The organism is Pseudomonas sp. MWU12-3103b (assembly GCF_023100615.1).
Classification (GTDB): Bacteria; Pseudomonadota; Gammaproteobacteria; order Pseudomonadales; family Pseudomonadaceae; genus Aquipseudomonas; species Aquipseudomonas putida_A.
Map to the genome: position 1 here is coordinate 190,232 of NZ_JALMEY010000007.1, position 24,937 is coordinate 215,168.

The 24,937-nt window shown below is 58.5% G+C and carries 25 protein-coding genes; 16 read left to right on the top strand and 9 right to left on the bottom strand.

What is annotated here, in order from left to right; translation table 11 throughout:
• The first annotated feature begins 88 nt into the window (after positions 1-88).
• Positions 89-268 carry a hypothetical protein gene (locus M0808_RS13590; RefSeq protein ID WP_027612063.1) on the top strand — a complete coding sequence of 60 codons (180 nt, stop codon included), beginning with the start codon at positions 89-91 and terminating at the stop codon, positions 266-268.
• Positions 269-355: 87 nt separating this feature from the next.
• Here the strand turns inward: M0808_RS13590 and M0808_RS13595 are convergent, their stop codons facing one another.
• On the bottom strand, positions 356-982 hold the full coding sequence (locus M0808_RS13595; protein ID WP_003227711.1) for a response regulator transcription factor: 627 nt from the start codon (positions 980-982) through the stop codon (positions 356-358).
• Positions 983-1,487: 505 nt separating this feature from the next.
• Between M0808_RS13595 and M0808_RS13600 the strand changes: the two genes are divergently transcribed.
• Positions 1,488-2,192, top strand: a complete 705-nt coding sequence (locus M0808_RS13600) for a hypothetical protein (protein ID WP_247841444.1) — start codon at positions 1,488-1,490, stop codon at positions 2,190-2,192.
• A 150-nt stretch (positions 2,193-2,342) separates the two neighbouring features.
• Here M0808_RS13600 and M0808_RS13605 read toward each other — a convergent pair whose 3' ends face one another.
• On the bottom strand, positions 2,343-3,560 hold the full coding sequence (locus M0808_RS13605) for an argininosuccinate synthase (protein ID WP_027612065.1): 1,218 nt from the start codon (positions 3,558-3,560) through the stop codon (positions 2,343-2,345).
• Positions 3,561-3,689: 129 nt separating this feature from the next.
• The gene (locus M0808_RS13610; protein WP_098965368.1) at positions 3,690-4,598 is read right to left on the bottom strand and encodes an OmpA family protein; all 909 of its coding nucleotides are present in this window, start codon (positions 4,596-4,598) and stop codon (positions 3,690-3,692) included.
• Between the two features lie 160 nt (positions 4,599-4,758).
• On the opposite strand from M0808_RS13610, the gene pyrC reads away from it, so the two are divergent.
• Both pyrC and rnt read left to right on the top strand, forming a co-directional pair.
• Entirely contained in the window at positions 4,759-5,805 is a 1,047-nt protein-coding gene (pyrC, locus tag M0808_RS13615) for a dihydroorotase (RefSeq protein ID WP_123588593.1), read from the top strand.
• Complete coding sequence (gene rnt, locus M0808_RS13620) at positions 5,802-6,479, top strand: ribonuclease T (protein ID WP_007963973.1); 678 nt, start codon at positions 5,802-5,804, stop codon at positions 6,477-6,479. Before pyrC ends, rnt begins: the two co-directional genes overlap by 4 nt.
• 74 nt (positions 6,480-6,553) lie before the next feature.
• On the opposite strand, the gene M0808_RS13625 is transcribed toward rnt, so the two are convergent.
• A complete protein-coding gene (locus M0808_RS13625) occupies positions 6,554-7,156 on the bottom strand; it encodes a peroxiredoxin (RefSeq protein WP_007963972.1) in 603 nt (200 codons plus the stop codon).
• 313 nt (positions 7,157-7,469) lie between these two features.
• Between M0808_RS13625 and M0808_RS13630 the strand changes: the two genes are divergently transcribed.
• Together M0808_RS13630 and bfr are read left to right on the top strand one after the other, a co-directional pair.
• The gene (locus M0808_RS13630; RefSeq protein WP_247841446.1) at positions 7,470-7,688 is read left to right on the top strand and encodes a bacterioferritin-associated ferredoxin; all 219 of its coding nucleotides are present in this window, start codon (positions 7,470-7,472) and stop codon (positions 7,686-7,688) included.
• A 200-nt stretch (positions 7,689-7,888) separates the two neighbouring features.
• Positions 7,889-8,362 carry a bacterioferritin gene (gene bfr / locus M0808_RS13635; protein WP_003227727.1) on the top strand — a complete coding sequence of 158 codons (474 nt, stop codon included), beginning with the start codon at positions 7,889-7,891 and terminating at the stop codon, positions 8,360-8,362.
• A 132-nt stretch (positions 8,363-8,494) separates the two neighbouring features.
• On the opposite strand, the gene grxD is transcribed toward bfr, so the two are convergent.
• The 3 genes from grxD to M0808_RS13650 form a co-directional block, all read right to left on the bottom strand.
• Positions 8,495-8,836, bottom strand: coding sequence for a Grx4 family monothiol glutaredoxin (gene grxD / locus M0808_RS13640; protein ID WP_003227729.1), 342 nt, complete (start codon positions 8,834-8,836; stop codon positions 8,495-8,497).
• Between the two features lie 97 nt (positions 8,837-8,933).
• On the bottom strand, positions 8,934-11,039 hold the full coding sequence (locus tag M0808_RS13645) for a molybdopterin oxidoreductase family protein (protein ID WP_247841447.1): 2,106 nt from the start codon (positions 11,037-11,039) through the stop codon (positions 8,934-8,936).
• Positions 11,040-11,173: 134 nt separating this feature from the next.
• Positions 11,174-11,464: a hypothetical protein gene (locus M0808_RS13650; protein WP_135296465.1), complete on the bottom strand. Its 291-nt coding sequence runs from the start codon at positions 11,462-11,464 to the stop codon at positions 11,174-11,176.
• Positions 11,465-11,868: 404 nt separating this feature from the next.
• Here M0808_RS13650 and argF point away from each other — a divergent pair, with 404 nt between their 5' ends.
• On the top strand, positions 11,869-12,789 hold the full coding sequence (gene argF, locus M0808_RS13655; protein WP_047296204.1) for an ornithine carbamoyltransferase: 921 nt from the start codon (positions 11,869-11,871) through the stop codon (positions 12,787-12,789).
• Positions 12,786-13,895 (top strand): ABC transporter ATP-binding protein, encoded by a 1,110-nt coding sequence (locus M0808_RS13660; RefSeq protein ID WP_096795147.1) that lies wholly within the window; start codon positions 12,786-12,788, stop codon positions 13,893-13,895. Before argF ends, M0808_RS13660 begins: the two co-directional genes overlap by 4 nt.
• Positions 13,896-14,015: 120 nt before the next feature.
• Here M0808_RS13660 and M0808_RS13665 read toward each other — a convergent pair whose 3' ends face one another.
• Together M0808_RS13665 and ybaK are read right to left on the bottom strand one after the other, a co-directional pair.
• Positions 14,016-14,798, bottom strand: a complete 783-nt coding sequence (locus M0808_RS13665; RefSeq protein ID WP_247841449.1) for a PhzF family phenazine biosynthesis protein — start codon at positions 14,796-14,798, stop codon at positions 14,016-14,018.
• 95 nt (positions 14,799-14,893) lie between these two features.
• Entirely contained in the window at positions 14,894-15,364 is a 471-nt protein-coding gene (gene ybaK / locus M0808_RS13670) for a Cys-tRNA(Pro) deacylase (protein WP_003227741.1), read from the bottom strand.
• Positions 15,365-15,726: 362 nt separating this feature from the next.
• On the opposite strand from ybaK, the gene M0808_RS13675 reads away from it, so the two are divergent.
• The 8 genes from M0808_RS13675 (at position 15,727) to M0808_RS13710 (ending at position 24,770) form a co-directional block, all read left to right on the top strand.
• A complete protein-coding gene (locus M0808_RS13675; protein ID WP_027612073.1) occupies positions 15,727-16,578 on the top strand; it encodes an MIP/aquaporin family protein in 852 nt (283 codons plus the stop codon).
• Positions 16,579-16,656: 78 nt separating this feature from the next.
• The gene (gene glpK / locus M0808_RS13680) at positions 16,657-18,159 is read left to right on the top strand and encodes a glycerol kinase GlpK (protein ID WP_027612074.1); all 1,503 of its coding nucleotides are present in this window, start codon (positions 16,657-16,659) and stop codon (positions 18,157-18,159) included.
• Positions 18,160-18,397: 238 nt separating this feature from the next.
• Complete coding sequence (locus M0808_RS13685) at positions 18,398-19,153, top strand: DeoR/GlpR family transcriptional regulator (RefSeq protein ID WP_007916700.1); 756 nt, start codon at positions 18,398-18,400, stop codon at positions 19,151-19,153.
• Positions 19,154-19,475: 322 nt separating this feature from the next.
• Complete coding sequence (gene glpD / locus M0808_RS13690; RefSeq protein ID WP_247841451.1) at positions 19,476-21,011, top strand: glycerol-3-phosphate dehydrogenase; 1,536 nt, start codon at positions 19,476-19,478, stop codon at positions 21,009-21,011.
• A 493-nt stretch (positions 21,012-21,504) separates the two neighbouring features.
• Complete coding sequence (locus M0808_RS13695; RefSeq protein WP_027612076.1) at positions 21,505-22,431, top strand: glutamate/aspartate ABC transporter substrate-binding protein; 927 nt, start codon at positions 21,505-21,507, stop codon at positions 22,429-22,431.
• 190 nt (positions 22,432-22,621) lie between these two features.
• Positions 22,622-23,368: an amino acid ABC transporter permease gene (locus tag M0808_RS13700; protein ID WP_027612077.1), complete on the top strand. Its 747-nt coding sequence runs from the start codon at positions 22,622-22,624 to the stop codon at positions 23,366-23,368.
• The gene (locus M0808_RS13705; protein WP_007963949.1) at positions 23,368-24,039 is read left to right on the top strand and encodes an ABC transporter permease subunit; all 672 of its coding nucleotides are present in this window, start codon (positions 23,368-23,370) and stop codon (positions 24,037-24,039) included. The genes M0808_RS13700 and M0808_RS13705 overlap by 1 nt, the downstream gene beginning before the upstream one ends.
• Positions 24,036-24,770 (top strand): amino acid ABC transporter ATP-binding protein, encoded by a 735-nt coding sequence (locus tag M0808_RS13710; protein WP_007963947.1) that lies wholly within the window; start codon positions 24,036-24,038, stop codon positions 24,768-24,770. The genes M0808_RS13705 and M0808_RS13710 overlap by 4 nt, the downstream gene beginning before the upstream one ends.
• The last annotated feature ends 167 nt before the right edge of the window (positions 24,771-24,937 follow it).

Sequence of the window (24,937 nt, forward strand, 5' to 3'; positions counted from 1 at the left end):
ATTCTTCGATTGAAAAAATCTTTTTTACCCGCAGCAGGAATATCGATATAAGGGGCGCCAAAGGCAGTCTTAGCCTGGAGTTCACCTTATGACTGACAGCAAAGAACAACTGGACGTAGATGAAGATTTTACCGTTGTGGATACCGACGACGCCGAACCGGTGGTCGAGGTCGCCAAGACCAATCTGAGTAAACGTCGCACCATCGATAACCTGCTTGAGGAGCGCCGACTGCAAAAGCAATTGGCCGATTACGATTTTGATCTGTGACACTTGAAAGCCTCCCGAACCGGAGGCTTTTTACTTTCTGCTGAATCCGACACTGAGCGGCCCATGCCCCATCGGTATTTCTGATCATCAGACCAGTCCGTTGCGTTGTGCCAATTCAATCAGGTCCACCAGCGAGCGGGCATTGAGCTTCAATAACAGACGCGTCTTGTAAGTGCTGACCGTCTTGTTGCTGAGAAACATGCCGTCGGCGATTTCTTTGTTGGTCTTGCCACGCGCCAATTGCTGCAACACCATCATTTCCCGCCCGGAGAGGCGATCCACCATATCGGCCTCACTGGCATTACCAAGACTGGTACGCACGGTGTGCAGGGCCTGGTTTGGAAAATAGCTGTAGCCGGACAGTACCGCTTTGATCGCACTCAGCAACTCAGTCAAATCCTGTTGCTTACACACATAACCCGCAGCACCTGACTGCATGCAGCGCATTGAAAAATGACCCGGTGCCTGGGAGGTCAACACCAGTACTTTCAACGGCATGGGTGTCGAGTTCAGACGCGCAATAACTTCAAGACCATCGAGTTTCGGTATTCCAATATCCAGAATAACGATATCCGGCATCTGTTCACGCGCAAGTTGCAAAGCATCCACACCATTATCCGTTTCTGCAATGACTTCGTAGCCATGACGCTCCATCAGCATACGCACAGCAAGACGAATGACGGGATGATCATCCACGATCAGCACTTTATTCATGGGCAAGTCCAGTTTCGCTGTTCGAATTTTTAGAGCACGCACAATAGCCCAGTCACTTCTGACATGGCACAAGAGAGTTTCATTGCAATCCCAGCAAAAGACATTCCCTACAGCAAATAAAGATTATTCCTACAAAAAAACCCATACGGCCGACTTTCAAATGGGATGACGTATCTTCTGGCCTTCACATCGACGCAAAAAACATGTCGTCCTGAAAGCCACGCGAACTCTACTTTCGAGGCAGACGGCTCAGCGAGCGGCTGAAAAAACGCGATAATCCATTGACTGCACATCGCTACACAGCGCCAGCCCCGGCAGCTTACAAGTTGAAAAAAACAACGTAAAACCAATCAAAAACACTTTGATAAATCAACATCTGAAACAAGATACTTCTATCCAAGCGTTATCATTTAATATAAAAATTATCTCGACCAGCAAATTGCAACGCCCCATACAAAACAACTCAACATACGTATTGGAAATACATAATTAATGAGCACATCCCATGATAAAAATCAGAAGAAAAATAACCAACCCCATGACTGTAATTGCGATATTTGCATTTATTTCCGAATCATCGGCTGCCATTTCCTTACCCTTTCTTGATAACGCCGAAAGAGAAGTCTACATCTGGTTCCTGATCAGCTTTCCGTTTTACTTGCTATTGCTATTCTTTTTAACGCTGAACTTCAACTACCGTTCGCTCTATGCGCCCTCGGACTTCGATAAGGACGATAGTTTTCTAAAAAGTTTCGAGGAGTTGAAACAGCCCGAGCCCCACTCCTGTTCGCCTCCAGCAAGAGCGTCTGTGGTAGGCGAAGTATCAGCTGCCAACGGATTGGAGTGGACGTTGTCTGTACATAGCGTTGACCTCAGGCAACTCCCTCCTTGCAGCGCTGACGAATCCTGCCCGGAGCGACCGTGGATTGAGCACAACATTCAGCTGCCTAAATCCATCGGCACATTGTGCGCCATAGACGTACGTCGGTTGAGTAGCGCACAGGCGTTCAATGCGCTGGCAGAACACTTTCCGCATCTTGGCAAACACTCAGCCAAAGCAGTGGTATTTTTGACCGACTCTGCCTGCGACGTTTTGCTCAAGCAAATTATCCCGAGCCTTATCAAACAGTCGAAAAAAAGCGGAGGCGCCAAACTTCTCGTTGCTTACAACGTGAGCACACAAAGCACCACGGTTTTGAGAGGAGCATGAGCGCAGAGTAGATGCCTGAAGTGGACATTCAAGAAAATGCTGGAGTTGGCGGCAATGACCAAAGCTCTGGATTAACGTCAGACAAACAAAGAATAGAAAATGGCGGCATTGTCATTGAGACAAGCCGCCATTTTTACAGCCCTGCAAGGCTTAGAACAGCTTGCGGCCTTTGTTGGCAGCAATGCGCATGCGCAGCGCGTTGAGCTTGATGAAGCCCGCCGCGTCGGCCTGGTTGTAGGCGCCGCCGTCTTCTTCGAAGGTCGCGATATTAGCGTCGAACAGCGAATCGTCGGACTTGCGGCCGGTAACGATCACGTTGCCCTTGTACAGTTTCAGGCGAACCACACCGTTCACGTTGACCTGCGAAGCATCGATCATCTGTTGCAGCATCAGACGCTCCGGGCTCCACCAGTAACCGGTGTAGATCAGGCTGGCGTATTTCGGCATCAGCTCGTCTTTGAGGTGAGCGACTTCGCGATCCAGGGTGATCGATTCGATGGCGCGGTGCGCGCGCAGCATGATCGTGCCGCCCGGGGTTTCGTAGCAGCCACGGGACTTCATGCCCACGTAACGGTTTTCAACGATGTCGAGACGACCGATACCGTGAGCGCCACCGATCTTGTTCAGCGTTGCCAGTACGGTGGCCGGAGTCATTTCGACGCCGTCCAGCGCGACGATGTCGCCGTTGCGGTAGGTCAGTTCCAGGTATTGCGGGGTGTCGGGAGCCTTCTCCGGGGAGACGGTCCAGCGCCACATGTCTTCTTCGTGCTCGGTCCAGGTGTCTTCCAGCACGCCGCCTTCATAGGAGATGTGCAGCAGGTTGGCGTCCATCGAGTAAGGGGACTTCTTCTTACCATGACGCTCGATCGGGATCGCGTGCTTCTCGGCGTAGTCCATCAGCTTCTCGCGGGACAGCAGGTCCCACTCGCGCCAAGGGGCAATCACTTTCACGCCAGGCTTGAGTGCGTAGGCACCCAGTTCGAAACGCACCTGGTCGTTGCCCTTGCCGGTGGCACCATGGGAAATGGCGTCGGCGCCGGTTTCGTTGGCGATTTCGATCAGGCGTTTGGCGATCAGCGGACGTGCGATGGAAGTACCCAGCAGGTACTCGCCTTCGTAAACGGTGTTGGCGCGGAACATCGGGAACACGAAATCACGCACGAATTCTTCGCGCAGGTCGTCGATGTAGATTTCTTTGACGCCCATGGCCTGAGCCTTGGCGCGAGCCGGCTCGACCTCTTCGCCCTGACCCAGGTCAGCGGTGAAGGTCACCACTTCACAGTTATAAGTATCCTGCAGCCACTTGAGGATCACCGAAGTGTCCAGGCCGCCGGAATACGCCAGAACGACCTTGTTTACGTCCGCCATGCCATCACTCCACGGGGTTCTACGGAAAGCCGAGGAGTCTACCGCTCAAATCCGATAATTTACAGAGGCGCGACAGCTTAAGACGACAAAGCGACAGAATCTGTCGACAGCGCGACGATGACCGGCGGGTCAGGAAGTCGCCGCGGCGTTGGCAGGTGTGCTGGCTTGCGGTGCTGGCGCGGTAGTCGGAGCGACTCGCGCCAGCTTCACGCTGACCCGACGATTCTTCGCCCGGTTGGCCGCATTGTTGTTCGGCACCAGCGGGTATTGCTCGCCGTGGAAACGCACGGTGATCTGCGATTCGGCGATGCCGTTGGCCTTGAAAAAGTCGACCACCGCCAGCGCGCGACGACGCGACAGCTCACGGTTGGTCAGACGGTTGCCGCTGTTGTCGGAATAGCCATCCAGTTCGATGTGATTGACCGTCGGATCGGCCTTCATGAACTCGAGCATCACCTGCAGCCTGGCCTTGGCGGCGGCATCCAGATCGGTGCCTTCGCCGGGGAAGCCGATCTGCGATTGCTTCACCTGATCGAAATTCTGCGGCAGCAACTTCGCCACACACGTCTGGTAATCATTGAACGCTTTGCTGAACTTCACCGGCAGCAGACGCACTTCCGAAACCCGGCCATCGCCGGACGCACGGCGCACCACCGGACTGCGGCCGTCCAGCAAACCGCTGATCAGCCCGCCGGCCTGCGATTGCGAACTGTTGAACAGCACGTTGCCGGTGCCGATCCTGACGCTGCCCAAATTGATGTCGTTGCGCCCCGGCTGCCATGGCGCCGCCGCCGCAAGCAACGTCGCCGAACCGCCGCCGAGCATGGCGTTGTAGGCATTGAGGCGGAATATCGCTTGTTCGCCGGCCTTACGCACGAACTGGCCCGAGCCGAAATCGGTGATCGGCTGGGTCAGGCGGCACTCGAACTTGTCGCCCTCGACCGTCCACTCAATGTTCTCCAGACGCGTCTGGTAGGTCAGCGCCATCGCGGGGAGGCTGGCAAACACACTGAGCAAGGCTAAATATCGCTGGCGCACGGGAGGCTCCATTGGCTTCTGTAACACAAAGACCGATTCACACTATGTTTACGGCATACCTACGGGATATCGGAAGGTTCCTGCAAAACTTGATAGCGGGTGCCTGCAAGAGTCTTTTCCGGTAGCATTCCCCTCAGTTTGACCCGCCTGGAATCCCCTCATGTCCGACCGCCTGACCCTGCTGCGTCCCGACGACTGGCACATTCATCTTCGCGATGGTGCCGTGTTGACCAATACCGTTGCCGATGTTGCGCGCACCTTTGGCCGCGCCATCATCATGCCCAACCTGGTACCACCGGTGCGCAACGCCGCTGAAGCCGACGGCTATCGCCAGCGGATTCTCGCTGCCCGCCCGGCCGGCAGTCGCTTCGAACCGCTGATGGTGCTGTACCTCACCGACCGCACCCAGCCCGAAGAAATTCGTGAGGCCAAGGCCAGCGGTTTCGTGCACGCCGCCAAACTGTACCCGGCCGGCGCCACCACCAACTCCGATTCCGGGGTGACCAGCATCGACAAGATCTTCCCGGCGCTGGAAGCCATGGCCGAAGTCGGCATGCCGCTGCTGATCCACGGCGAAGTCACCCGTGGCGATGTCGATGTCTTCGACCGCGAAAAGATCTTCATCGATGAGCACATGCGCCGTGTCGTCGAGCGTTTCCCGACGCTCAAAGTGGTGTTCGAACACATCACCACCGGCGACGCGGTGCAGTTCGTCAATGAGGCTTCGGCCAACGTCGGCGCCACCATCACCGCGCATCACCTGCTGTACAACCGCAACCACATGCTGGTGGGCGGGATTCGGCCGCACTTCTATTGCCTGCCGATCCTCAAGCGTAATACCCATCAGGAAGCCCTGCTCGACGCCGCCACCAGCGGCAGCGCGAAGTTCTTCCTCGGCACTGACTCGGCGCCGCACGCCCAGCATGCCAAGGAAGCCGCCTGCGGCTGCGCCGGCTGCTACACCGCGTACGCCGCCATCGAGCTGTACGCCGAAGCGTTCGAACAGCGCAACGCGCTGGACAAGCTCGAAGCGTTCGCCAGCCTCAACGGCCCACGCTTCTACGGCCTGCCGACCAACACCGATCGCATCACCCTGGTTCGCGAAGAATGGACCGCCCCGACCAGCCTGCCATTTGGCGAGCTGACCGTTATTCCGCTGCGCGCCGGTGAAAAACTGCGCTGGCGCCTGCTGGAGGAACACGCGTGAGTGAAGACCATTTCGACGACGAACTGGACGGTCAAGGTGGTGGCGGCGGTTCCCGTCACCCAATGGCAGCGCGTTTTCGCGGTTACCTGCCGGTTGTCGTCGACGTAGAGACCGGTGGCTTCAATTCGGCCACCGACGCTCTGCTGGAGATTGCCGCGACCACCATCGCCATGGACGAAAAGGGTTTCGTTTACCCGGACCACACCTACTTCTTCCGTGTCGAACCGTTCGAAGGCGCCAACATCGAAGCGGCAGCGCTGGAATTCACCGGCATCAAGCTCGATCACCCGCTGCGCATGGCCGTCAGCGAAGAAACTGCGCTGACCGACATCTTCCGTGGCATCCGCAAGGCGCTGAAGGCCAACGGCTGCAAGCGCGCGATTCTGGTCGGCCACAACAGCAGCTTCGACCTCGGCTTCCTGAATGCCGCGGTTGCGCGTCTGGACATGAAGCGCAACCCGTTCCACCCGTTCTCCAGCTTCGACACCGCGACACTGGCCGGTCTGGCTTACGGTCAAACCGTCCTGGCCAAAGCCTGTCAGGCAGCGGACATCGATTTCGATGGCCGTGAAGCGCATTCGGCGCGTTACGACACCGAAAAGACCGCCGAGCTGTTCTGCGGCATCGTCAACCGCTGGAAACAGATGGGCGGCTGGGAAGACTTCGACGACTGATCCTCGTCGGGTATTTCCCGCGCATAAAAAAACCGGCCACATGGGCCGGTTTTTTTGTACCGCGACGTTGCGCCTTACAGGGCAGCAGCGTTCTCGGTCAGGTAAGCCGCAACGCCTTCTGGCGAAGCGTTCATGCCTTTGTCGCCTTTTTTCCAGTTGGCAGGGCAGACTTCGCCGTGCTCTTCGTGGAATTGCAGAGCGTCGACCAGACGGATCAGCTCTTCCATGTTACGGCCCAGCGGCAGGTCGTTGATGATCTGCGAGCGGACAACGCCCTTGTCGTCGATCAGAAACGCGCCACGGAAAGCCACGCCGCCTTCGGACTCAACGTCGTAGGCCTTGGCGATTTCGTGCTTCATGTCGGCAGCCATGGTGTATTTCACCTGGCCGATGCCGCCATTGTTGACCGGAGTGTTGCGCCAGGCGTTGTGGGTGAAGTGCGAGTCGATCGACACGGCAACCACTTCCACGTTACGCGCCTTGAAGTCAGCCATGCGGTTGTCCAGAGCGATCAGCTCGGACGGGCAGACGAAGGTGAAGTCCAGTGGGTAGAAGAACACCAGGCCGTATTTGCCTTTGATGGCCGAGGACAGGGTGAAGCTGTCAACGATCTCGCCATTGCCGAGTACGGCCGGGACGGTGAAGTCTGGGGCTTGTTTGCCTACGAGTACGCTCATGGATATCTCCTGGTGAATAACTTGAAGTTCAGGGCCCGGGCCAGCCTGCCACCTTGAGGCGACAGCCCTGTGACACGAACCCTCTTCGCAAGGGCCGACCATCATACACTGCGTTTTTCGCCTGTCCTTAACGGTTTTTTGCCCAAGGCGGATAACGGACCAGCATTTTCGGGGCCAGGCAATTCGCCATTAATCACCGTTCGTCAGTGACCGGCCTTTCGATCGAAAACCATTCAGAAAGCACTTTGACAATCATTCTCGTTAACATTAAGATCCATCGCAATTGAGTCACAACCAGCGACGGTTCTCACTTATGTATGTTTGTCTCTGCACTGGCGTCACCGACGGACAAATCCGCGAAGCGATCTATGAAGGTTGCTGCAGCTACAAAGAAGTCCGCCAGGCCACCGGCGTCGCCAGCCAATGCGGCAAATGTGCCTGCCTTGCCAAGGAAGTGGTTCGCGAAACCCTGATCAAGCTGCAAACCGCTCAGGCTGCGATACCCTACCCCGTAGAATTTACCGCGGCATAATCACCCCTATTTCAAAAAACCGGACATATGTCCGGTTTTTTTATGCCCGCAAATCAAGCGCTTAGGCGCTAGACGCGGAACACAAACATTCTTATTCAGATTTAATTTCATTTATTATTCAATAACTTAGGTTTGACACTTATAAGTACCAAGCTCAAACTCCGCCTTATATACAGCTAATACAGGGCAGGACTCCCATCATGAAAGGCGACATTACAGTCATCCAGCATCTCAACAAGATCCTTGCCAATGAACTGGTCGCGATCAATCAGTACTTCCTGCATGCGCGCATGTATGAAGATTGGGGCCTGAACAAGCTGGGCAAGCACGAGTACCACGAATCCATCGACGAGATGAAACACGCGGACAAGCTGATCAAGCGCATTCTGTTCCTCGAAGGCCTGCCGAACGTGCAGGATCTGGGCAAGCTGCACATCGGCGAGCACACCCAGGAGATGCTGGAATGTGACCTGCGTATCGAGAAGACCGGCCACGCCGATCTGAAAGCCGCCATCGCCCATTGCGAATCGGTTGGCGACTTTGGCAGCCGTGAACTGCTCGAAGACATTCTCGAATCCGAAGAAGAGCATATCGACTGGCTGGAAACCCAACTGGGCCTGATCGATAAAGTCGGTCTTGAGAACTATCTGCAATCGCAGATGGGCGAAGAGTAAATAAGCGCCCGCTGAATTCGCGACACTAAAAAGCCCCGCCCTCTTTCGAGGTGCGGGGCTTTTTATTGGCAAATCCCGGATCAGATGCAGATCCCTGTGGGAGCGAGCTTGCTCGCTCCCACAAAAACCGGATCAGGCTTCGGACTTGGCCGCAGCAGCCTTGGCCGATGCTTCCTTGACCAGAGTCTGCAGCTCACCGTTGGCGAACATTTCAGCCATGATGTCGCTACCGCCGACCAGCTCACCGCCGACCCACAGTTGCGGGAAAGTCGGCCAGTTGGCGTACTTTGGCAGGTTGGCGCGGATTTCCGGGTTCTGCAGGATGTCGACGTAGGCGAACTTCTCGCCACAGCCCATTACGGCCTGCGCAGCTTTCGCGGAGAAGCCACACTGCGGGGCATTCGGCGAGCCTTTCATGTAAAGCAGAATGGTGTTGTTGGCAATCTGCTCTTTAATCGTTTCGATGATATCCATGGAGCACCTCGGCTGAACTTTCCGACTCATGGGTCGGCACGGTGACGCATTGTAACGGAATCCCGAGCGCCATGCTCGGTCTCCCCGACGGTCACGTTCAGGCCGCCGCCACCGTCACCGGTACGCCATTGAGCGCGGCGTTACCCGACAACTCGTCGAGCTGGCATTCATCGGTCAGGTCGTTGGCACTCGATCCCGGCTGCCCACTGGCGATTGCCATTTGCACGCCCGGCCGAGCATGTCCCCAACCGTGCGGCAGACTGACCACGCCCTTCATCATGTCCAGACTGCCGAGCACCTCGACCTCGATCTGCCCAACCCGCGAGCTGACGCGAACTAACTGACCATCGTTGAGCCCACGGCTGGCGAGGTCATCCGGGTGCATCAGCAATTGATGCCGTGGCTTGCCCTTCACCAGACGATGGTAGTTATGCATCCACGAATTGTTGCTGCGCACATGACGCCGGCCGATCATCAGCAGCTCATCGGCCGCCGGCGCCTGCAAGGCCGCAAAGCGTGCGAGATCAGCGAGAATTTCCGGCGGCGCAGCCTGCACCCGTTGATTCGGCGTCTTGAGGCGAGCTGCAAGATTCGGTTTCAACGCCCCTAGATCAATCCCGTGCGGATGATCGAACAATGTCGCCAATGACAGCTTTTGCTCGGACGCATCGCCATACAGGCCCATGCGCAGCCCCATATCGATCATCTTCGCCGGCGGCATCGTCGGTTTCAGCTCCTTGCCGGTCTTCTCGGCAAACACCTTGGCCAGACCGACAAAGATCTCCCAGTCGTGTAATGCGCCCTCGGGCTTGGCGAGAATCGCGCGGTTGAAGCGAGTGACGTTGCGCACCGCGAACAGATTGAAAGTAGTGTCGTAGTGATCGTTCTCCAGCGCCGAGGTCGACGGCAGAATCAGATCGGCGTAGCGCGTGGTTTCGTTAATGTACAGGTCGATGCTGAGCATGAACTCCAGACCATCGAGCGCCTGCTCCAGTTGCCGGCCGTTCGGAGTCGACAATACCGGATTGCCGGCCACGGTGATCAGTGCGCGAATCTGCCCTTCGCCTTCGGTGAGCATCTCTTCGGCCAGCGCCGACACCGGCAACTCGCCGCCGTACTCGGGTCGCCCGGAGACCCGGCTTTGCCATTTGTTGAAATGCCCGCCCGAGGTCGATGCCACCAGATCCACCGCTGGCTCTGTGCACAAGGCACCGCCGACGCGATCGAGATTGCCAGTCACCAGATTGATCAACTGCACGACCCAATGGCATAGCGTGCCGAAGGCCTGAGTGGAAACGCCCATCCGGCCGTAGCAAACAGCGCTTGGTGCAGCGGCGAAGTCCCGGGCCAGTTGGCGGATCTGTTCAGCGGGAACGGCGCACAGCGGGCTCATGGCTTCGGCAGTGAAGGTTGCGACGGCTGCGCGCACTTCATCAAGGCCATCAACCGGCAAGTGGCTGTCACGGGTCAGCCCTTCGCTGAAAAGCGTATTGAGTAAGCCAAACAACAGCGCCGCGTCGCCACCAGGCCGCACGAACAAGTGCTGATCGGCGATGGCTGCGGTTTCGCTGCGCCGCGGGTCGACTACCACCACTTTACCGCCGCGCGCCTGAATCGCCTTCAGGCGTTTCTCGACATCCGGCACGGTCATGATGCTGCCGTTCGATGCCAGCGGGTTGCCGCCGAGGATCAGCATGAAATCGGTGTGATCGATGTCCGGGATCGGCAGCAGCAAGCCATGGCCGTACATCAGGTAACTGCTCAGGTGATGCGGCAACTGATCGACCGAAGTCGCCGAGAAGCGATTGCGCGTCTTCAGCAGGCCGAGAAAGTAGTTGCTGTGGGTCATCAGCCCATAGTTGTGCACGCTCGGGTTGCCCTGGTAGACCGCCACCGCATTCTGCCCGTGACGCTCTTGAAGAGCCGCCAGACGCTCGGCCACCAGCGCAAAGGCCTCGTCCCACTCGATCGGCAGCCATTCGCTGCCGACCCGGCGCATCGGCTGGCGCAGGCGGTCGGGATCGTTCTGGATGTCTTGCAGGGCTACGGCCTTGGGGCAGATGTGCCCGCGACTGAACGTGTCGAGCGCGTCGCCCTTGATCGAGGTGATCGCGACGTTGCCATCGGTTTCGGTGGTCTCGATGGTCAGGCCGCAGATGGCTTCGCACAGGTGGCAGGCACGGTGATGGAGAGTCTTGGTCATGGCCAGTCTCTGTCTTGTTCTGGGCAGGCAATCAGGCCCGCGGGAACAAAACTATGGCCCCGGCGCAGATCCTGCGCCAGCGACGTTCGTCTTGTGAATCGACGGTTATCAGGCGAGCCGATACACCGCCATGCTCAGTTCGACGGCAGCTGCGGCGGCGCGGCCAACTGAATTTCCTGAATGGTTTCGATCTGCTCGTGGGCAACGTGCACGCCGGTGAGTTCGCCGATCAACCGCCAGTGCTCGTCGAGCCCGGCACTGATGGTCGCCATGCGGTCGATCATCTGGCGACTGGCAGCCTTGACCACTTCGTCCTCGCTGCGCAGCAGCTCGAAAGACATCGAAGTGACCGACGCGGTGAGATGGGTCAGTGAGCGAGCTGTGTGGCCCAGCAGTTCCATTAACAGTTTTTCTTTCGATTCCATGCGGAAGCTTCCTGCGTCGCTCGAAACTTATTTATAACCCAGCACTTTGCTTTAGCAAATGTTTCAGTCTGAGCATCCGACCAAGTGATGGCATGGCGCCACGCTCGTAAACCGACCTGGTCGAACGTGATCCCCGCCACGCCGCATTGCCAAGCCCCGCGAGGCCGGTGTACAAAGAGGCTCGCTGTTGTCCTGAACCCGGCTTCACATGCGCACTGCAACATCCCGTGCGCCCTCCGAATCCCGCAAAAACCGTAGCCTATTGGCGTAACGCGACATTTAGTGTCAATATCGCGCCTTCCCCAATTTCGTCGCCCCGTGCGGCTTACGCCGCAGGTCTCGCCCGTTGTTCCGTTAAACAAGGCTTTGAGCATCTGCGGTCTGTAGCAAAAAGGTAGTCAATGATGAGCGCAAGGCACTTTCTCTCCCTGATGGATTGCACGCCCGAAGAGCTGGTCAGCGTGATCCGTCGAGGCGTTGAGCTCAAGGACCTGCGTAACCGCGGCGTACTGTTCGAGCCGCTGAAAAACCGCGTCCTGGGGATGATCTTCGAGAAATCCTCGACCCGTACCCGGATTTCCTTCGAGGCCGGCATGATCCAGCTCGGTGGCCAGGCGATCTTCCTGTCGCCACGTGACACCCAACTGGGCCGTGGCGAGCCGATCGGCGACTGCGCCATCGTCATGTCGAGCATGCTCGACGCGGTGATGATCCGTACCTTTGCCCACAGCACCCTGACCGAATTCGCCGCCAACTCGCGCGTGCCGGTGATCAACGGCCTGTCCGATGACCTGCACCCGTGCCAGTTGCTGGCCGACATGCAGACCTTCCTCGAACACCGCGGCTCGATCCAGGGCAAGACCGTGGCCTGGATCGGCGACGGCAACAACATGTGCAACAGCTATATAGAAGCGGCGATCCAGTTCGACTTCCAGTTGCGCGTTGCCTGCCCGCAGGGCTACGAGCCTAATCCGGAATTTGTCGCCCGCGCCGGCGATCGCGTGACCATCGTCCGTGATCCGCAGGATGCCGTGCGCGGTGCGCATCTGGTGAGCACCGATGTCTGGACTTCGATGGGTCAGGAAGAGGAAACTGCCAAGCGCCTGAAGTTGTTCGCTCCGTTTCAGGTGACCCGCGCCCTGCTCGATCTGGCGGCCGAAGATGTGCTGTTCATGCACTGCCTGCCGGCGCACCGCGGTGAAGAAATCAGCCTCGACCTGCTTGATGACCCGCGCTCCGTCGCCTGGGATCAGGCAGAAAACCGTCTCCACGCACAGAAGGCCCTGCTCGAGTTCCTCGTCGAACCGGCATATCACCACGCATGAGCCATGAATTACTGCTGAACCTGCGCAACCTCGCTTGCGGCTATCAAGATCAACGCGTGGTGCAGAACCTCAATCTGCACCTCAACGCCGGTGACATCGGCTGCCTGCTCGGCTCGTCCGGCTGCGGCAAGACCACAACCCTGCGCGCGATTGCCGGTTTCGAACCGGTGCATGAAGGGGAAATCACGCTGGGTGGCGAAACCATTTCCAGCGCCGGTTTCACCCTGGCACCAGAGAAACGCCGGATCGGCATGGTGTTTCAGGATTACGCGCTGTTCCCGCACCTGAGTGTTGCAGACAACATCGCCTTCGGTATCCGCAAGCACCCGAACAAGGAGCGCGTCACCGAGGAGCTGCTGGAACTGGTCAATCTGAAGAATCTAGGCAAGCGCTTTCCCCACGAGTTATCGGGTGGCCAGCAACAGCGTGTTGCCCTAGCCCGGGCACTGGCGCCGGAGCCGCAACTGCTGCTGCTCGACGAGCCGTTCTCCAACCTCGATGGCGAGCTGCGCCGCAAGCTCAGCCACGAAGTGCGCGACATCCTCAAGGCCCGTGGCACCAGCGCGATTCTGGTGACTCACGATCAGGAAGAAGCCTTCGCCGTCAGCGATCACGTTGGTGTATTCAAGGAAGGTCGCCTGGAGCAATGGGATACGCCCTACAACCTTTACCATGAGCCGGCGACGCCGTTTGTCGCCAGCTTCATCGGTCAGGGTTATTTCATCCGCGGCCAGCTCGGCAGCCCGGAGTCGGTGCAGACCGAACTCGGCGAACTGCGCGGCAACCGCGCCTACACCTGGCCGGTGGGCGGTGCGGTGGATGTATTGCTGCGTCCGGATGACATTGTTTATGCGCCTGACAGTGGGTTGAAAGCGCGGATTGTCGGCAAGACGTTCCTTGGTGCCTCGACCCTGTATCGCCTGCAACTGCCGACCGGTGCGCAGCTGGAATCGATCTTCCCGAGCCATGCCGACCATCAGGTGGGTGCGGAGGTGGGAATTCGGGTCGCCGCCGAACACCTCGTCCTGTTCCAGGCCAGCGGCAGTACCGCGGCACAAATCCCGGCGGTGGAAAACGGCGTTCGCCGCTACAGCGCTGCACTCTGATCCGCCCCGGATCAAAACTGTGGGAGCGGGCTTGCTCGCGAATGCGCTGTGTCAGTCAACGAAGAGGTCGTCTGACACAGCGCATTCGCGAGCAAGCCCGCTCCCACAATTGGTTTAGGGTCAGCCCAAAATCAACGTACCGCTGGCCACCAGCGTCGCATTCCCGCCGATCTTCACCCGCTCCCCCTCCAGCCGACAGAACAACTCCCCGCCCCGCGCCGAACGCTGGCACGCGGTCAAACTGGATTTGCCCAAACGTTTCGACCAATACGGAATCAGGCTGCAATGCGTCGAGCCGGTCACCGGATCTTCGTTGATGCCGATTGCCGGGGCGAAGTAGCGCGAAACGAAATCGTGCTGATTGCCGCACGCCGTCACGATGGCGCCGAGCCACGGCAGTTTCGCCAGCGCTACCATGTCCGGCTTGCAGTCGAGCACTGCCTGCTCCGACTCCAGCACCACAAACAATTCGTTGGAACCGAGCACATCCACCGCCTCGACGCCCAGCGCGCGCTCGACATCCAGCGTCACGCCAATTTCTGACGGCAAAATCGACGGGAAGTCCAGCCACAGGCAATCGCCCTCGCGGCTGACGCTCAGCGGCCCGGACTTGCAGGTGAAGTCCAGCCGCTCGGTAGTTTCCTTGTAGACCTCGAACAACACATAGGCACTGGCCAGCGTCGCATGCCCGCACAATGGCACCTCGGTGGTCGGGGTGAACCAGCGGATGTGCCACGCCGCGCCTTCGCGCACCACGAACGCGGTTTCTGCCAGATTGTGTTCGGCGGCGATCTTCTGCATCAAATCGTCCGCGAGCCATGCATCGAGCCGATACACCATCGCCGGGTTGCCACTGAACGGCCGATCACTGAACGCATCGACCTGATGAAATTCGAGCTGCATAACCTTCTCCCTGAGTGAGTCGGCAGAGCATGCAGCCACGCTGCGCTCAGCGCCAGTGACAGAACCGGGCAATTTTCTTCATACAGAACGCAAGTTCATGCACGACCGATGTCGGCAAATTTGGCTTGGGTGTGTTCAGCCAGAACCGCCGGCGCCAATTCGACTTCCAGGCCACGTCGGCCAGCACTGACATAAATAGTCGCAAAGCCTTGGGCCGAGTTATCGATGAAGGTGCGCAGACGCTTCTTCTGCCCCAGCGGACTGATGCCGCCCAACAGGTAACCGGTGGAACGCTGTGCCGCAGCCGGGTCAGCCATTTCGACTTTCTTCACGCCCGCCGCGTGTGCCAGACCTTTGAGATCAAGACTTCCGACGACCGGCACCACCGCCACCAGCAATTCACCTTTTTCGCTGGCAGCGAGCAGCGTCTTGAACACCTGCGCCGGCTCCAGCGCCAGTTTCTCGGCGGCCTCCAGCCCATAGGACGCGGCCTTGGGATCATGTTCGTAACTGTGCACGCGATGTTCGGCACGAACTTTTTTCAACAAGTCCAACGCAGGGGTCATGGCAGCTCCAGGTTCGGCATCAACAGAAAAATCCTGCGCCGGATTCTAGGCCATCACATCGCAAAAGGCTCTGGCGCAGGCCCCGTTTTCCGGGCGTTGCAGGTGAATCACCGGGCTATCGCCGCCGTCCTCCGCAGGATCATTCAGCAGGCTGATAGTTTAATTGTGACCGATGGTTCACTTTCGACCTTTGACAGGTTTGTTTCTTGTCTATATTTTTTCGAATCTGAATAATGTAAGAATTATCATCACCGCAGCACCCAGCAGTAAAGCGGGAACAGGATGGGGATCCTGCCCCGGCGAAAATCGCGCCTTGCCCTGACGGCAAACGCGCCAGACAACAACAAAAATCGAGGTTTTCAATGACAACTGCTTTACAGCAACCATCGCTTTCCGGCCAATGCCTGGCCGAGTTTCTGGGGACTGCACTTCTGATCTTTTTCGGCACTGGCTGTGTCGCCGCGCTCAAAGTCGCGGGCGCCAGCTTCGGTCTGTGGGAAATCAGCATTATCTGGGGCGTCGGCGTGAGCATGGCGATCTACTTGACCGCCGGGGTTTCCGGCGCGCATCTGAACCCCGCCGTGAGCATTGCCCTGAGCATTTTCGCCGACTTCGAAAAGCGCAAACTGCCGTTCTATATCCTGTCGCAGATCGCCGGCGCGTTTTGCGGTGCGCTGTTGGTGTACACGCTGTACAGCAATCTATTCTTCGATTACGAACAAACTCACCACATGGTGCGTGGCACCGCCGCCAGCCTTGAGTTGGCCTCGGTGTTCTCGACCTTCCCCAATCCGGTACTGTCCACCGCTCAGGCATTCCTGGTCGAGATGATCATCACCGCGATCCTGATGGGCGTGATCATGGCCCTGACCGATGACAATAACGGTCTGCCGAAAGGCCCGATGGCACCGCTGCTGATCGGTTTGCTGATTGCCGTCATCGGCAGCTCGATGGGCCCGCTGACCGGTTTTGCGATGAACCCGGCGCGTGACTTCGGTCCGAAACTGATGACTTTCTTCGCCGGCTGGGGTGAAATTTCCTTCACTGGCGGCCGCGATATTCCGTACTTCCTGATTCCGATTTTTGCACCGATTGTCGGTGCCTGCCTCGGCGCTGCCGGGTATCGCGGGCTCATCGCCCGTCACCTGACCGGCGCCACACCTGCTACAAAGGATGCAGAACCGGCCATTGACGGCAAACCAAGAACTTCTTGAAACAGTCGGCGCGGGCTCCTGCCCTTTTAGAGCCCGCGCCACGGCCCACTCTCCCTTATTTCGTCCAAGGCAATCGACATGACCGACATTCAGAATAAGAACTACATCATTGCCCTCGATCAGGGTACGACCAGCTCCCGCGCGATCATTTTCGACCGCGATGCGAACGTGGTCTGCACCGCCCAGCGCGAATTCGCCCAGCACTACCCGCAAGCCGGTTGGGTCGAACACGATCCAATGGAAATCTTTGCGACCCAGAGCGCGGTGATGGTCGAAGCACTGGCCCAGGCCGGTCTGCATCACGATCAGGTCGCCGCCATCGGTATCACCAACCAGCGTGAAACCACCGTGGTCTGGGACAAGACCACCGGTCGTCCGGTGTACAACGCCATCGTCTGGCAGTGCCGCCGCAGCACCGAGATCTGCCAGCAGCTCAAGCGCGATGGCCACGAAGAGTACATCCGCGACAACACCGGCCTGGTCACCGACCCGTACTTCTCCGGCACCAAGCTGAAGTGGATCCTCGACAACGTCGAAGGCAGCCGCGAGCGTGCGCGCAATGGCGAACTGCTGTTCGGCACCGTCGATAGCTGGCTGATCTGGAAATTCACCGGCGGCAAGGTACACGTCACCGACTACACCAACGCCTCGCGCACCATGCTCTTCAACATCCATTCGCTGGAGTGGGATTCGAAGATGCTGGAAATCCTCGACATCCCGCGCGAAATGCTCCCGGAAGTCAAAGCCTCTTCGGAAATCTACGGTCGCACCAAGAGCGGCATCGCCATCGGCGGTATCGCCGGTGACCAGCAAGCGGCACTGTTCGGCCAGATGTGCGTCGAGCCGGGCCAGGCGAAAAACACCTACGGCACCGGCTGCTTCCTGCTGATGAACACCGGCGACAAAGCGGTGAAATCGCAACACGGCATGCTCACCACCATCGCTTGCGGCCCGCGTGGCGAAGTGGCTTACGCCCTGGAAGGCGCGGTGTTCAACGGCGGTTCGACCGTGCAGTGGCTGCGCGATGAACTGAAGATCGTCAACGACGCTCACGACACCGAATACTTCGCCAATAAAGTGAAGGACAGCAACGGTGTGTACCTGGTACCGGCCTTCACCGGTCTGGGCGCTCCGTACTGGGACCCGTATGCCCGTGGCGCACTGTTCGGCCTGACGCGCGGCGTGCGCGTGGATCACATCATCCGCGCCGCGCTGGAATCGATCGCCTACCAGACCCGCGACGTACTCGACGCCATGCAACAGGACTCCGGCGAACGCCTCAAGGCCCTGCGCGTGGACGGCGGCGCGGTCGCGAACAACTTCCTCATGCAGTTCCAGGCCGACATCCTCGGCACCCAGGTCGAGCGTCCGCAAATGCGCGAAACCACCGCGCTGGGCGCAGCGTATCTGGCCGGTCTGGCGTGTGGTTTCTGGGGCAGCCTCGACGAACTGCGCGGCAAGGCCGTGATCGAGCGTGAGTTCGAACCGAGCCTGGACGAAGCCGAGAAAGAGAAGCTGTACAAAGGCTGGAAAAAAGCCGTCAGCCGCACCCGTGACTGGGCGCGTGAAGACGCTGAATAAGCCAGTCTGAAGACTGACTTAAGCTGTCCAAACAGCGTGAAAGCGTAGCGAGCGAAGGCAAGACAAGGCAAAAACAGGCGAGGACGCGGAGTTTACGGGTTTGTAAATGAGCAGTCCGAGCCTGTTTTTAACGCAGGATTGCCGAGCGCAGTAGCTTTCACGTTGTTTGGAAACTGGTCGGGAGGAGATTCCTGCGTCATCATGGGCAAATTTTGCACGGCAGCCCAAAGGAAGCCCCATGAATCTGCCTCCCCGTCAGCAGCAAATCCTCGAGCTGGTCCGCGAACGCGGCTATGTGAGCATCGAGGAAATGGCTACGCTGTTCGTTGTTACCCCGCAAACCATCCGCCGCGATATCAATCAGCTCGCGGAAGCCAATCTGTTGCGTCGCTACCATGGCGGCGCGGCCTATGATTCCAGCGTCGAAAACACCGCCTACGCGATGCGCGCCGACCAGATGCGCGACGAAAAACAACGCATCGGCGAAGCCATCGCCGCGCAGATCCCCGATCACGCCTCGCTGTTCATCAACATCGGCACCACCACCGAATCGATTGCCCGCGCCCTGCTCAATCACAACCATCTGAAGATCATCACCAACAACCTGCACGTCGCCTCGATGCTCAGTGCCAAGGATGATTTCGATGTGCTGCTGACCGGCGGCAACGTGCGCCGTGACGGCGGTGTGGTGGGTCAGGCGAGCGTGGACTTCATCAACCAGTTCAAGGTCGATTTCGCACTGGTGGGTATCAGCGGCATCGACGAAGACGGCAGCCTGCTCGACTTCGATTATCAGGAAGTGCGCGTGTCGCAGGCGATCATTGCCAATGCGCGGCAGGTGATTCTGGCGGCGGACTCGAGCAAGTTCGGGCGCAATGCGATGATTCGTTTAGGGCCGATCAGCCTGATCGACTGCCTGGTGACCGATCAGCAACCGGTGCCGGCGCTGGCGCAACTGCTGAGCCAGCACAAAATTCGTCTGGAAGTCGTTTAAACCCGTTCAACATCCCCTGTGGCGAGGGGATTTATCCCCGATGGGCTGCGAAGCAGTCCTAAAACCACCCAATGCGGTGTGCCTGAGACTCCACGGTAGTTGATTGAGGGGCCCCTACGCGGCCCATCGGGGATAAATCCCCTCGCCACAAAGATCATCTCCGCCTCAATAATGTTCGAAAATTTTCTTTTAGCCGCCCTTCGATGAGTTTTTTCAATCGAACGCGACTGGCTGCGCGCGTCTTTATGGGCTACCATTTTCGCAAATGAACATTTATGTTCGATTTCCAAGACAGAAAATCAAAAGAGCCCGAGGCCAGCCGATGTCCACCTCTACCTTGCGTACGCCCCCTATCTCCGAGATCTACGACGTTGCCGTGATTGGCGGCGGGATCAATGGCGTGGGGATCGCAGCGGATGCCGCCGGTCGCGGTCTCTCGGTGTTCCTTTGCGAAAAGGATGACCTGGCCAGCCACACCTCGTCGGCCAGCAGCAAGCTGATCCACGGCGGCCTGCGCTACCTCGAACATTACGAATTCCGTCTGGTGCGTGAAGCGCTGGCCGAGCGCGAAGTGCTGCTGGCCAAGGCGCCGCACATCGTCAAGCCGATGCGCTTTGTGCTGCCGCACCGTCCGCACCTGCGTCCAGCCTGGATGATCCGCGCCGGCCTGTTCCTTTATGACAACCTCGGCAAGCGCGAAAAACTGCCAGGTTCGAAAAGCCTGAAGTTCGGTGCCGACAGCGCGCTGAAAAGCGAAATCACCAAGGGCTTCGAATATTCCGATTGCTGGGTCGATGACGCCCGCCTCGTCGTTCTGAACGCCATGGCCGCCCGGGAAAAAGGTGCCCACGTACACACCCAGACCCGTTGCGTCAGCGCCCGCCGCGCCAAGGGCCTGTGGCACCTGAATCTGGAACGCGCCGACGGCAGCCTGTTTTCGATCACTGCCAAAGCCTTGGTGAACGCCGCCGGCCCGTGGGTCGCCAAGTTCATTCGTGACGACCTGAAAATGGAATCGCCGTACGGCATCCGCCTGATTCAGGGCAGCCACATCATCGTGCCGAAACTGTACGAAGGCGATCACGCGCACATCCTGCAAAACGAAGATCAGCGCATCGTCTTCACCATTCCATACCTGAACCACTTCACCCTGATCGGCACCACCGACCGTGAATACACCGGCGATCCGGCGAAAGTGGCAATCACCGACGGCGAAACCGATTACCTGCTGAAAGTGGTCAACGCGCACTTCAAGAAGCAGGTCAGCCGCGACGACATCCAGCACAGCTACTCGGGCGTGCGTCCACTGTGCAACGACGAATCCGACAACCCGTCCGCCGTGACCCGCGATTACACCCTGGCATTGTCTGGCGGAGGCGAAGAAGCACCGCTGCTGTCGGTGTTCGGCGGCAAACTGACCACCTACCGCAAACTCGCCGAGTCAGCGATGGCCCAGTTGATGCCGTACTTCACCCAGATGCGCCCGAGCTGGACCGCCACCGCGACCCTGCCCGGCGGCGAAGACATGACTACTCCGCAAGCCTTGAGCGCGCAGATCCGCGACAAGTTCGACTTCGTCCCGACCGAGATCGCCCGCCGCTGGGCCACCACCTACGGCAGCCGCACCTGGCGCATGCTCGAAGGCGTGGAAACCCTCGCCGACATGGGCGAACACATGGGTGGCGGGCTCTACACCCGTGAAGTCGATTACCTGTGCAGCGAAGAATGGGCCACCACGGCGCACGACATCCTGTGGCGTCGCAGCAAACTGGGCCTGTTCACTACCCCGGCCGAGCAAGAGAAACTGGCGGCCTACCTGGGCAAGGTCGAGCAGAACCGCAAGATTGAAGCGGCGTGATTTGAACATCGCTTAAACGAAAGCCCCTGATTTGAGAGATTCAGGGGCTTTTTGCTGCGTGACTTACTTTGCCTGCCACTAACCCTGTGGCGAGGGGATTTATCCCCGATGGACTGCGAAGCGGTCCTCGCCTTGCGCTGAAAGAAGGCCGCTTCGCGACCTATCGGGGATAAATCCCCTCGCCACAAGGGAATGTGGGCTCGAACGATCATCAATATGAGGGCAGCGATTAAAAGATCGTTCGGTTTTCCGAACGCGACCTCCCGGTCAATTCGGATAACCGGATCAGTTCCAGCCAAAAACACCGACACAAAACTTTAATCACCTTATAAATCAAGCCATTAGCCACTATCGACTGCTCTGGCACGACTCATGCTCTACACTCTCTCGACGAATGCCTGCCGTGCCAACACTTCAGGAGCCGTCAGGCATTCGAAGCACAAAAAGGGCCGACGAACTGGCCCCATAAAAAAAACAATTCGAGGAAAATTTGATGCGCATCGTTCCCCATATCCTGGGCGCAGCCATTGCGGCCGCTCTGATCAGCACTCCAGTTTTCGCCGCCGAACTCACCGGCACCCTGAAGAAAATCAACGATTCCGGCACCATCACCCTCGCTCACCGCGACAGTTCCATTCCGTTTTCCTACATTGCGGATGCTTCCGGCAAGCCAGTGGGCTACTCCCACGACATTCAAGTGGCCATCGTTGAAGCCCTGAAAAAAGACCTGAACAAGCCAGACCTGCAGGTCAAATACAACCTGGTGACCTCGCAAACCCGTATCCCGCTGATCCAGAACGGCACCGCGGATATCGAGTGCGGTTCCACCACCAATAACGCCGAACGCGCCCAGCAAGTCGACTTCACCGTCAACATCTTTGAAATCGGCACCCGCCTGCTGGTCAAGAAAGACAAGGATGGCAACCCGTCCTACAAAGACTTTGCCGACCTCAAAGGCAAAAACGTCGTGACCACCGCTGGCACCACGTCCGAGCGCATCATCAAAGCGATGAACGCCGACAAGCAGATGGGCATGAACATCATCTCCGCCAAGGACCACGGCGAATCCTTCAACATGCTGGAAAGCGGCCGCGCCGTTGCCTTCATGATGGACGACGCCCTGCTGGCCGGCGAAGAAGCCAAGGCGAAGAAGCCGGACGACTGGGTCATCACCGGTACTCCGCAATCGTTCGAAGCCTACGCGTGCATGGTTCGCAAAGACGACCCGGCCTTCAAGAAGGCTGTGGATGACGCCATCGTCGGCCTGTACAAGTCGGGCAAGATCAACGAGATCTACAAGAAGTGGTTCGAAACCGCGATTCCGCCAAAGGGCCTGAACCTCAACTTCCCGATGAGCGACAAGGTCAAGGAACTGATCGCCAACCCGAGCGACAAGCCGGCGCCTGACGTAAAAATCTGATTCCTGACTAACCTTATCCCCTGAGGGAGCCACCCTCCCTCAGGCGTCTGTTACCTGCTGGTTTTACAGTGGAACACTCGACCTGGCGGTTTTCGAGCCGATCGCGTGTGCCCGGCGTTCAACGTCGGACGGGAAAGGATCTTCCCCAAGCGGGTGCTTGTACATCGATCGATTTCGAGGGGAGACCCTAATGAATTACAACTGGGACTGGGGCGTGTTCTTCAAGTCCACCGGCGTGGGCAGCGAGACTTATCTCGACTGGTACATCGCCGGCCTGGGCTGGACCATTGCCATCGCCATCGTGGCATGGATCATCGCCTTGCTGCTGGGCTCCATTCTGGGGGTCATGCGCACGGTGCCGAACCGCCTCGTATCGGGCATCGCGACCTGCTACGTCGAACTGTTTCGCAACGTGCCGCTGCTGGTGCAGCTGTTCATCTGGTACTTCCTGGTGCCCGATCTGCTGCCGCAAAACCTGCAGGACTGGTACAAGCAGGATCTGAACCCGACCACCTCGGCCTACCTGAGCGTGGTCGTGTGCCTGGGCCTGTTCACCGCCGCCCGGGTCTGCGAGCAAGTGCGCACCGGCATCCAGGCGCTGCCACGGGGCCAGGAATCCGCCGCCCGCGCCATGGGTTTCAAGCTGCCGCAGATCTACTGGAACGTACTGCTGCCCCAGGCCTACCGCATCATCATTCCACCGCTGACCTCGGAATTCCTCAACGTGTTCAAGAACTCCTCCGTGGCGTCCTTGATCGGCCTGATGGAACTGCTGGCGCAAACCAAACAGACCGCCGAGTTCTCGGCCAACCTGTTTGAAGCCTTCACCCTGGCCACGCTGATCTACTTCACCCTGAACATGAGCCTGATGTTGCTGATGCGCATGGTCGAGAAGAAAGTCGCAGTGCCCGGCCTGATCTCCGTGGGGGGTAAATAATGGACTTCGATTTCAGCGGCATCATCCCCGCGATCCCGGGCCTGTGGAACGGCATGGTCATGACCTTGCAACTGATGGTCATGGGCGTGATCGGCGGCATCGTGCTGGGGACGATCCTCGCACTGATGCGCCTGTCGTCCAGCAAACTGCTGTCGCGCGTCGCCGGCGCCTACGTGAACTACTTCCGCTCGATCCCGCTGCTGCTGGTGATCACCTGGTTCTACCTGGCGGTGCCGTTCGTGCTGCGCTGGATCACCGGCGAAGACACCCCGATCGGCGCGTTCACCTCCTGCGTCGTGGCTTTCATGATGTTCGAAGCCGCGTACTTCTGTGAGATCGTCCGGGCTGGCGTGCAGTCGATCCCCAAAGGCCAGATGGCCGCCGCGCAAGCGATGGGCATGACCTATGGCCAGACCATGCGGCTGATCATCCTGCCCCAGGCGTTCCGCAAGATGACCCCGTTGCTGCTGCAACAGTCGATCATCCTGTTCCAGGACACCTCGCTGGTCTACACCGTGGGCCTGGTGGACTTCCTCAACTCCGCCCGCTCCAGCGGCGACATCATCGGTCGTTCCAACGAGTTCCTGATCTTTGCCGGTGTCGTCTACTTCATCATCAGCTTTTCCGCCTCGCTGCTGGTCAAGCGTCTGCAAAAAAGGTTTGCCGTATGATCTCCATCAAGAACATCAACAAGTGGTATGGCGACTTCCAGGTGCTGACTGATTGCAGCACCGAGGTCAAAAAAGGCGAAGTGATCGTGGTCTGCGGCCCGTCGGGTTCGGGCAAGTCGACCCTGATCAAGTGCGTCAACGCGCTGGAGCCGTTCCAGAAAGGCGACATCGTCGTCGACGGCACTTCGATTGCCGACTCCAAGACCAACCTGCCGAAACTGCGCTCGCGCGTCGGCATGGTGTTCCAGCATTTCGAGCTGTTCCCGCACCTGACCATCACCGAAAACCTGACCATCGCGCAGATCAAGGTGCTGGGCCGTAGCAAGGAAGAGGCGACCAAGAAAGGTCTGCAACTGCTGGAACGCGTCGGCTTGTCGGCGCATGCGCACAAGCACCCGGGGCAACTGTCCGGCGGTCAGCAGCAGCGTGTGGCGATTGCCCGTGCACTGGCCATGGACCCGATCGTCATGCTGTTCGACGAACCGACCTCGGCGCTCGACCCGGAAATGGTCAACGAAGTGCTCGACGTGATGGTGCAACTGGCCCACGAAGGCATGACCATGATGTGCGTGACCCACGAAATGGGCTTCGCGCGCAAAGTGGCTGATCGCGTGATCTTCATGGACGCCGGCAAGATCATCGAAGACTGCCCGAAAGAGGAGTTCTTCGGCGACATCAGCGCCCGCTCCGAACGCGCGCAGCACTTCCTCGAGAAAATCCTGCAGCACTAAAAGCAACACACCGAACTCTGTGGCGAGGGCGCTTTGTGGCGAGGGGATTTATCCCCGATGGGCCGCGAAGCGACCCCAGCATTTCAAAATCAAACCGCATCTGCCGGTTTGACGACTGCTTCGCAGCCGATCGGGGATAAATCCCCTCGCCACAGGTTCCGCGCTCG

Bases quoted from the DNA above. Each gene is read 5' to 3' on its own strand.
- M0808_RS13675 (WP_027612073.1), top strand. From the start codon at position 15,727: ATGACAACTGCTTTACAGCAACCATCGCTTTCCGGCCAATGCCTGGCC.
- ybaK (WP_003227741.1), bottom strand. From the start codon at position 15,364: ATGACCCCTGCGTTGGACTTGTTGAAAAAAGTTCGTGCCGAACATCGC.
- M0808_RS13595 (WP_003227711.1), bottom strand. From the start codon at position 982: ATGAATAAAGTGCTGATCGTGGATGATCATCCCGTCATTCGTCTTGCT.
- M0808_RS13645 (WP_247841447.1), bottom strand. From the start codon at position 11,039: ATGACCAAGACTCTCCATCACCGTGCCTGCCACCTGTGCGAAGCCATC.
- M0808_RS13605 (WP_027612065.1), bottom strand. From the start codon at position 3,560: ATGGCGGACGTAAACAAGGTCGTTCTGGCGTATTCCGGCGGCCTGGAC.
- M0808_RS13600 (WP_247841444.1), top strand. From the start codon at position 1,488: ATGATAAAAATCAGAAGAAAAATAACCAACCCCATGACTGTAATTGCG.
- bfr (WP_003227727.1), top strand. From the start codon at position 7,889: ATGAAAGGCGACATTACAGTCATCCAGCATCTCAACAAGATCCTTGCC.
- M0808_RS13695 (WP_027612076.1), top strand. From the start codon at position 21,505: ATGCGCATCGTTCCCCATATCCTGGGCGCAGCCATTGCGGCCGCTCTG.
- M0808_RS13665 (WP_247841449.1), bottom strand. From the start codon at position 14,798: ATGCAGCTCGAATTTCATCAGGTCGATGCGTTCAGTGATCGGCCGTTC.
- M0808_RS13700 (WP_027612077.1), top strand. From the start codon at position 22,622: ATGAATTACAACTGGGACTGGGGCGTGTTCTTCAAGTCCACCGGCGTG.
- glpD (WP_247841451.1), top strand. From the start codon at position 19,476: ATGTCCACCTCTACCTTGCGTACGCCCCCTATCTCCGAGATCTACGAC.
- pyrC (WP_123588593.1), top strand. From the start codon at position 4,759: ATGTCCGACCGCCTGACCCTGCTGCGTCCCGACGACTGGCACATTCAT.
- M0808_RS13650 (WP_135296465.1), bottom strand. From the start codon at position 11,464: ATGGAATCGAAAGAAAAACTGTTAATGGAACTGCTGGGCCACACAGCT.
- glpK (WP_027612074.1), top strand. From the start codon at position 16,657: ATGACCGACATTCAGAATAAGAACTACATCATTGCCCTCGATCAGGGT.
- M0808_RS13590 (WP_027612063.1), top strand. From the start codon at position 89: ATGACTGACAGCAAAGAACAACTGGACGTAGATGAAGATTTTACCGTT.
- M0808_RS13625 (WP_007963972.1), bottom strand. From the start codon at position 7,156: ATGAGCGTACTCGTAGGCAAACAAGCCCCAGACTTCACCGTCCCGGCC.
- M0808_RS13660 (WP_096795147.1), top strand. From the start codon at position 12,786: ATGAGCCATGAATTACTGCTGAACCTGCGCAACCTCGCTTGCGGCTAT.
- grxD (WP_003227729.1), bottom strand. From the start codon at position 8,836: ATGGATATCATCGAAACGATTAAAGAGCAGATTGCCAACAACACCATT.
- M0808_RS13710 (WP_007963947.1), top strand. From the start codon at position 24,036: ATGATCTCCATCAAGAACATCAACAAGTGGTATGGCGACTTCCAGGTG.
- M0808_RS13705 (WP_007963949.1), top strand. From the start codon at position 23,368: ATGGACTTCGATTTCAGCGGCATCATCCCCGCGATCCCGGGCCTGTGG.
- M0808_RS13685 (WP_007916700.1), top strand. From the start codon at position 18,398: ATGAATCTGCCTCCCCGTCAGCAGCAAATCCTCGAGCTGGTCCGCGAA.
- M0808_RS13630 (WP_247841446.1), top strand. From the start codon at position 7,470: ATGTATGTTTGTCTCTGCACTGGCGTCACCGACGGACAAATCCGCGAA.
- argF (WP_047296204.1), top strand. From the start codon at position 11,869: ATGAGCGCAAGGCACTTTCTCTCCCTGATGGATTGCACGCCCGAAGAG.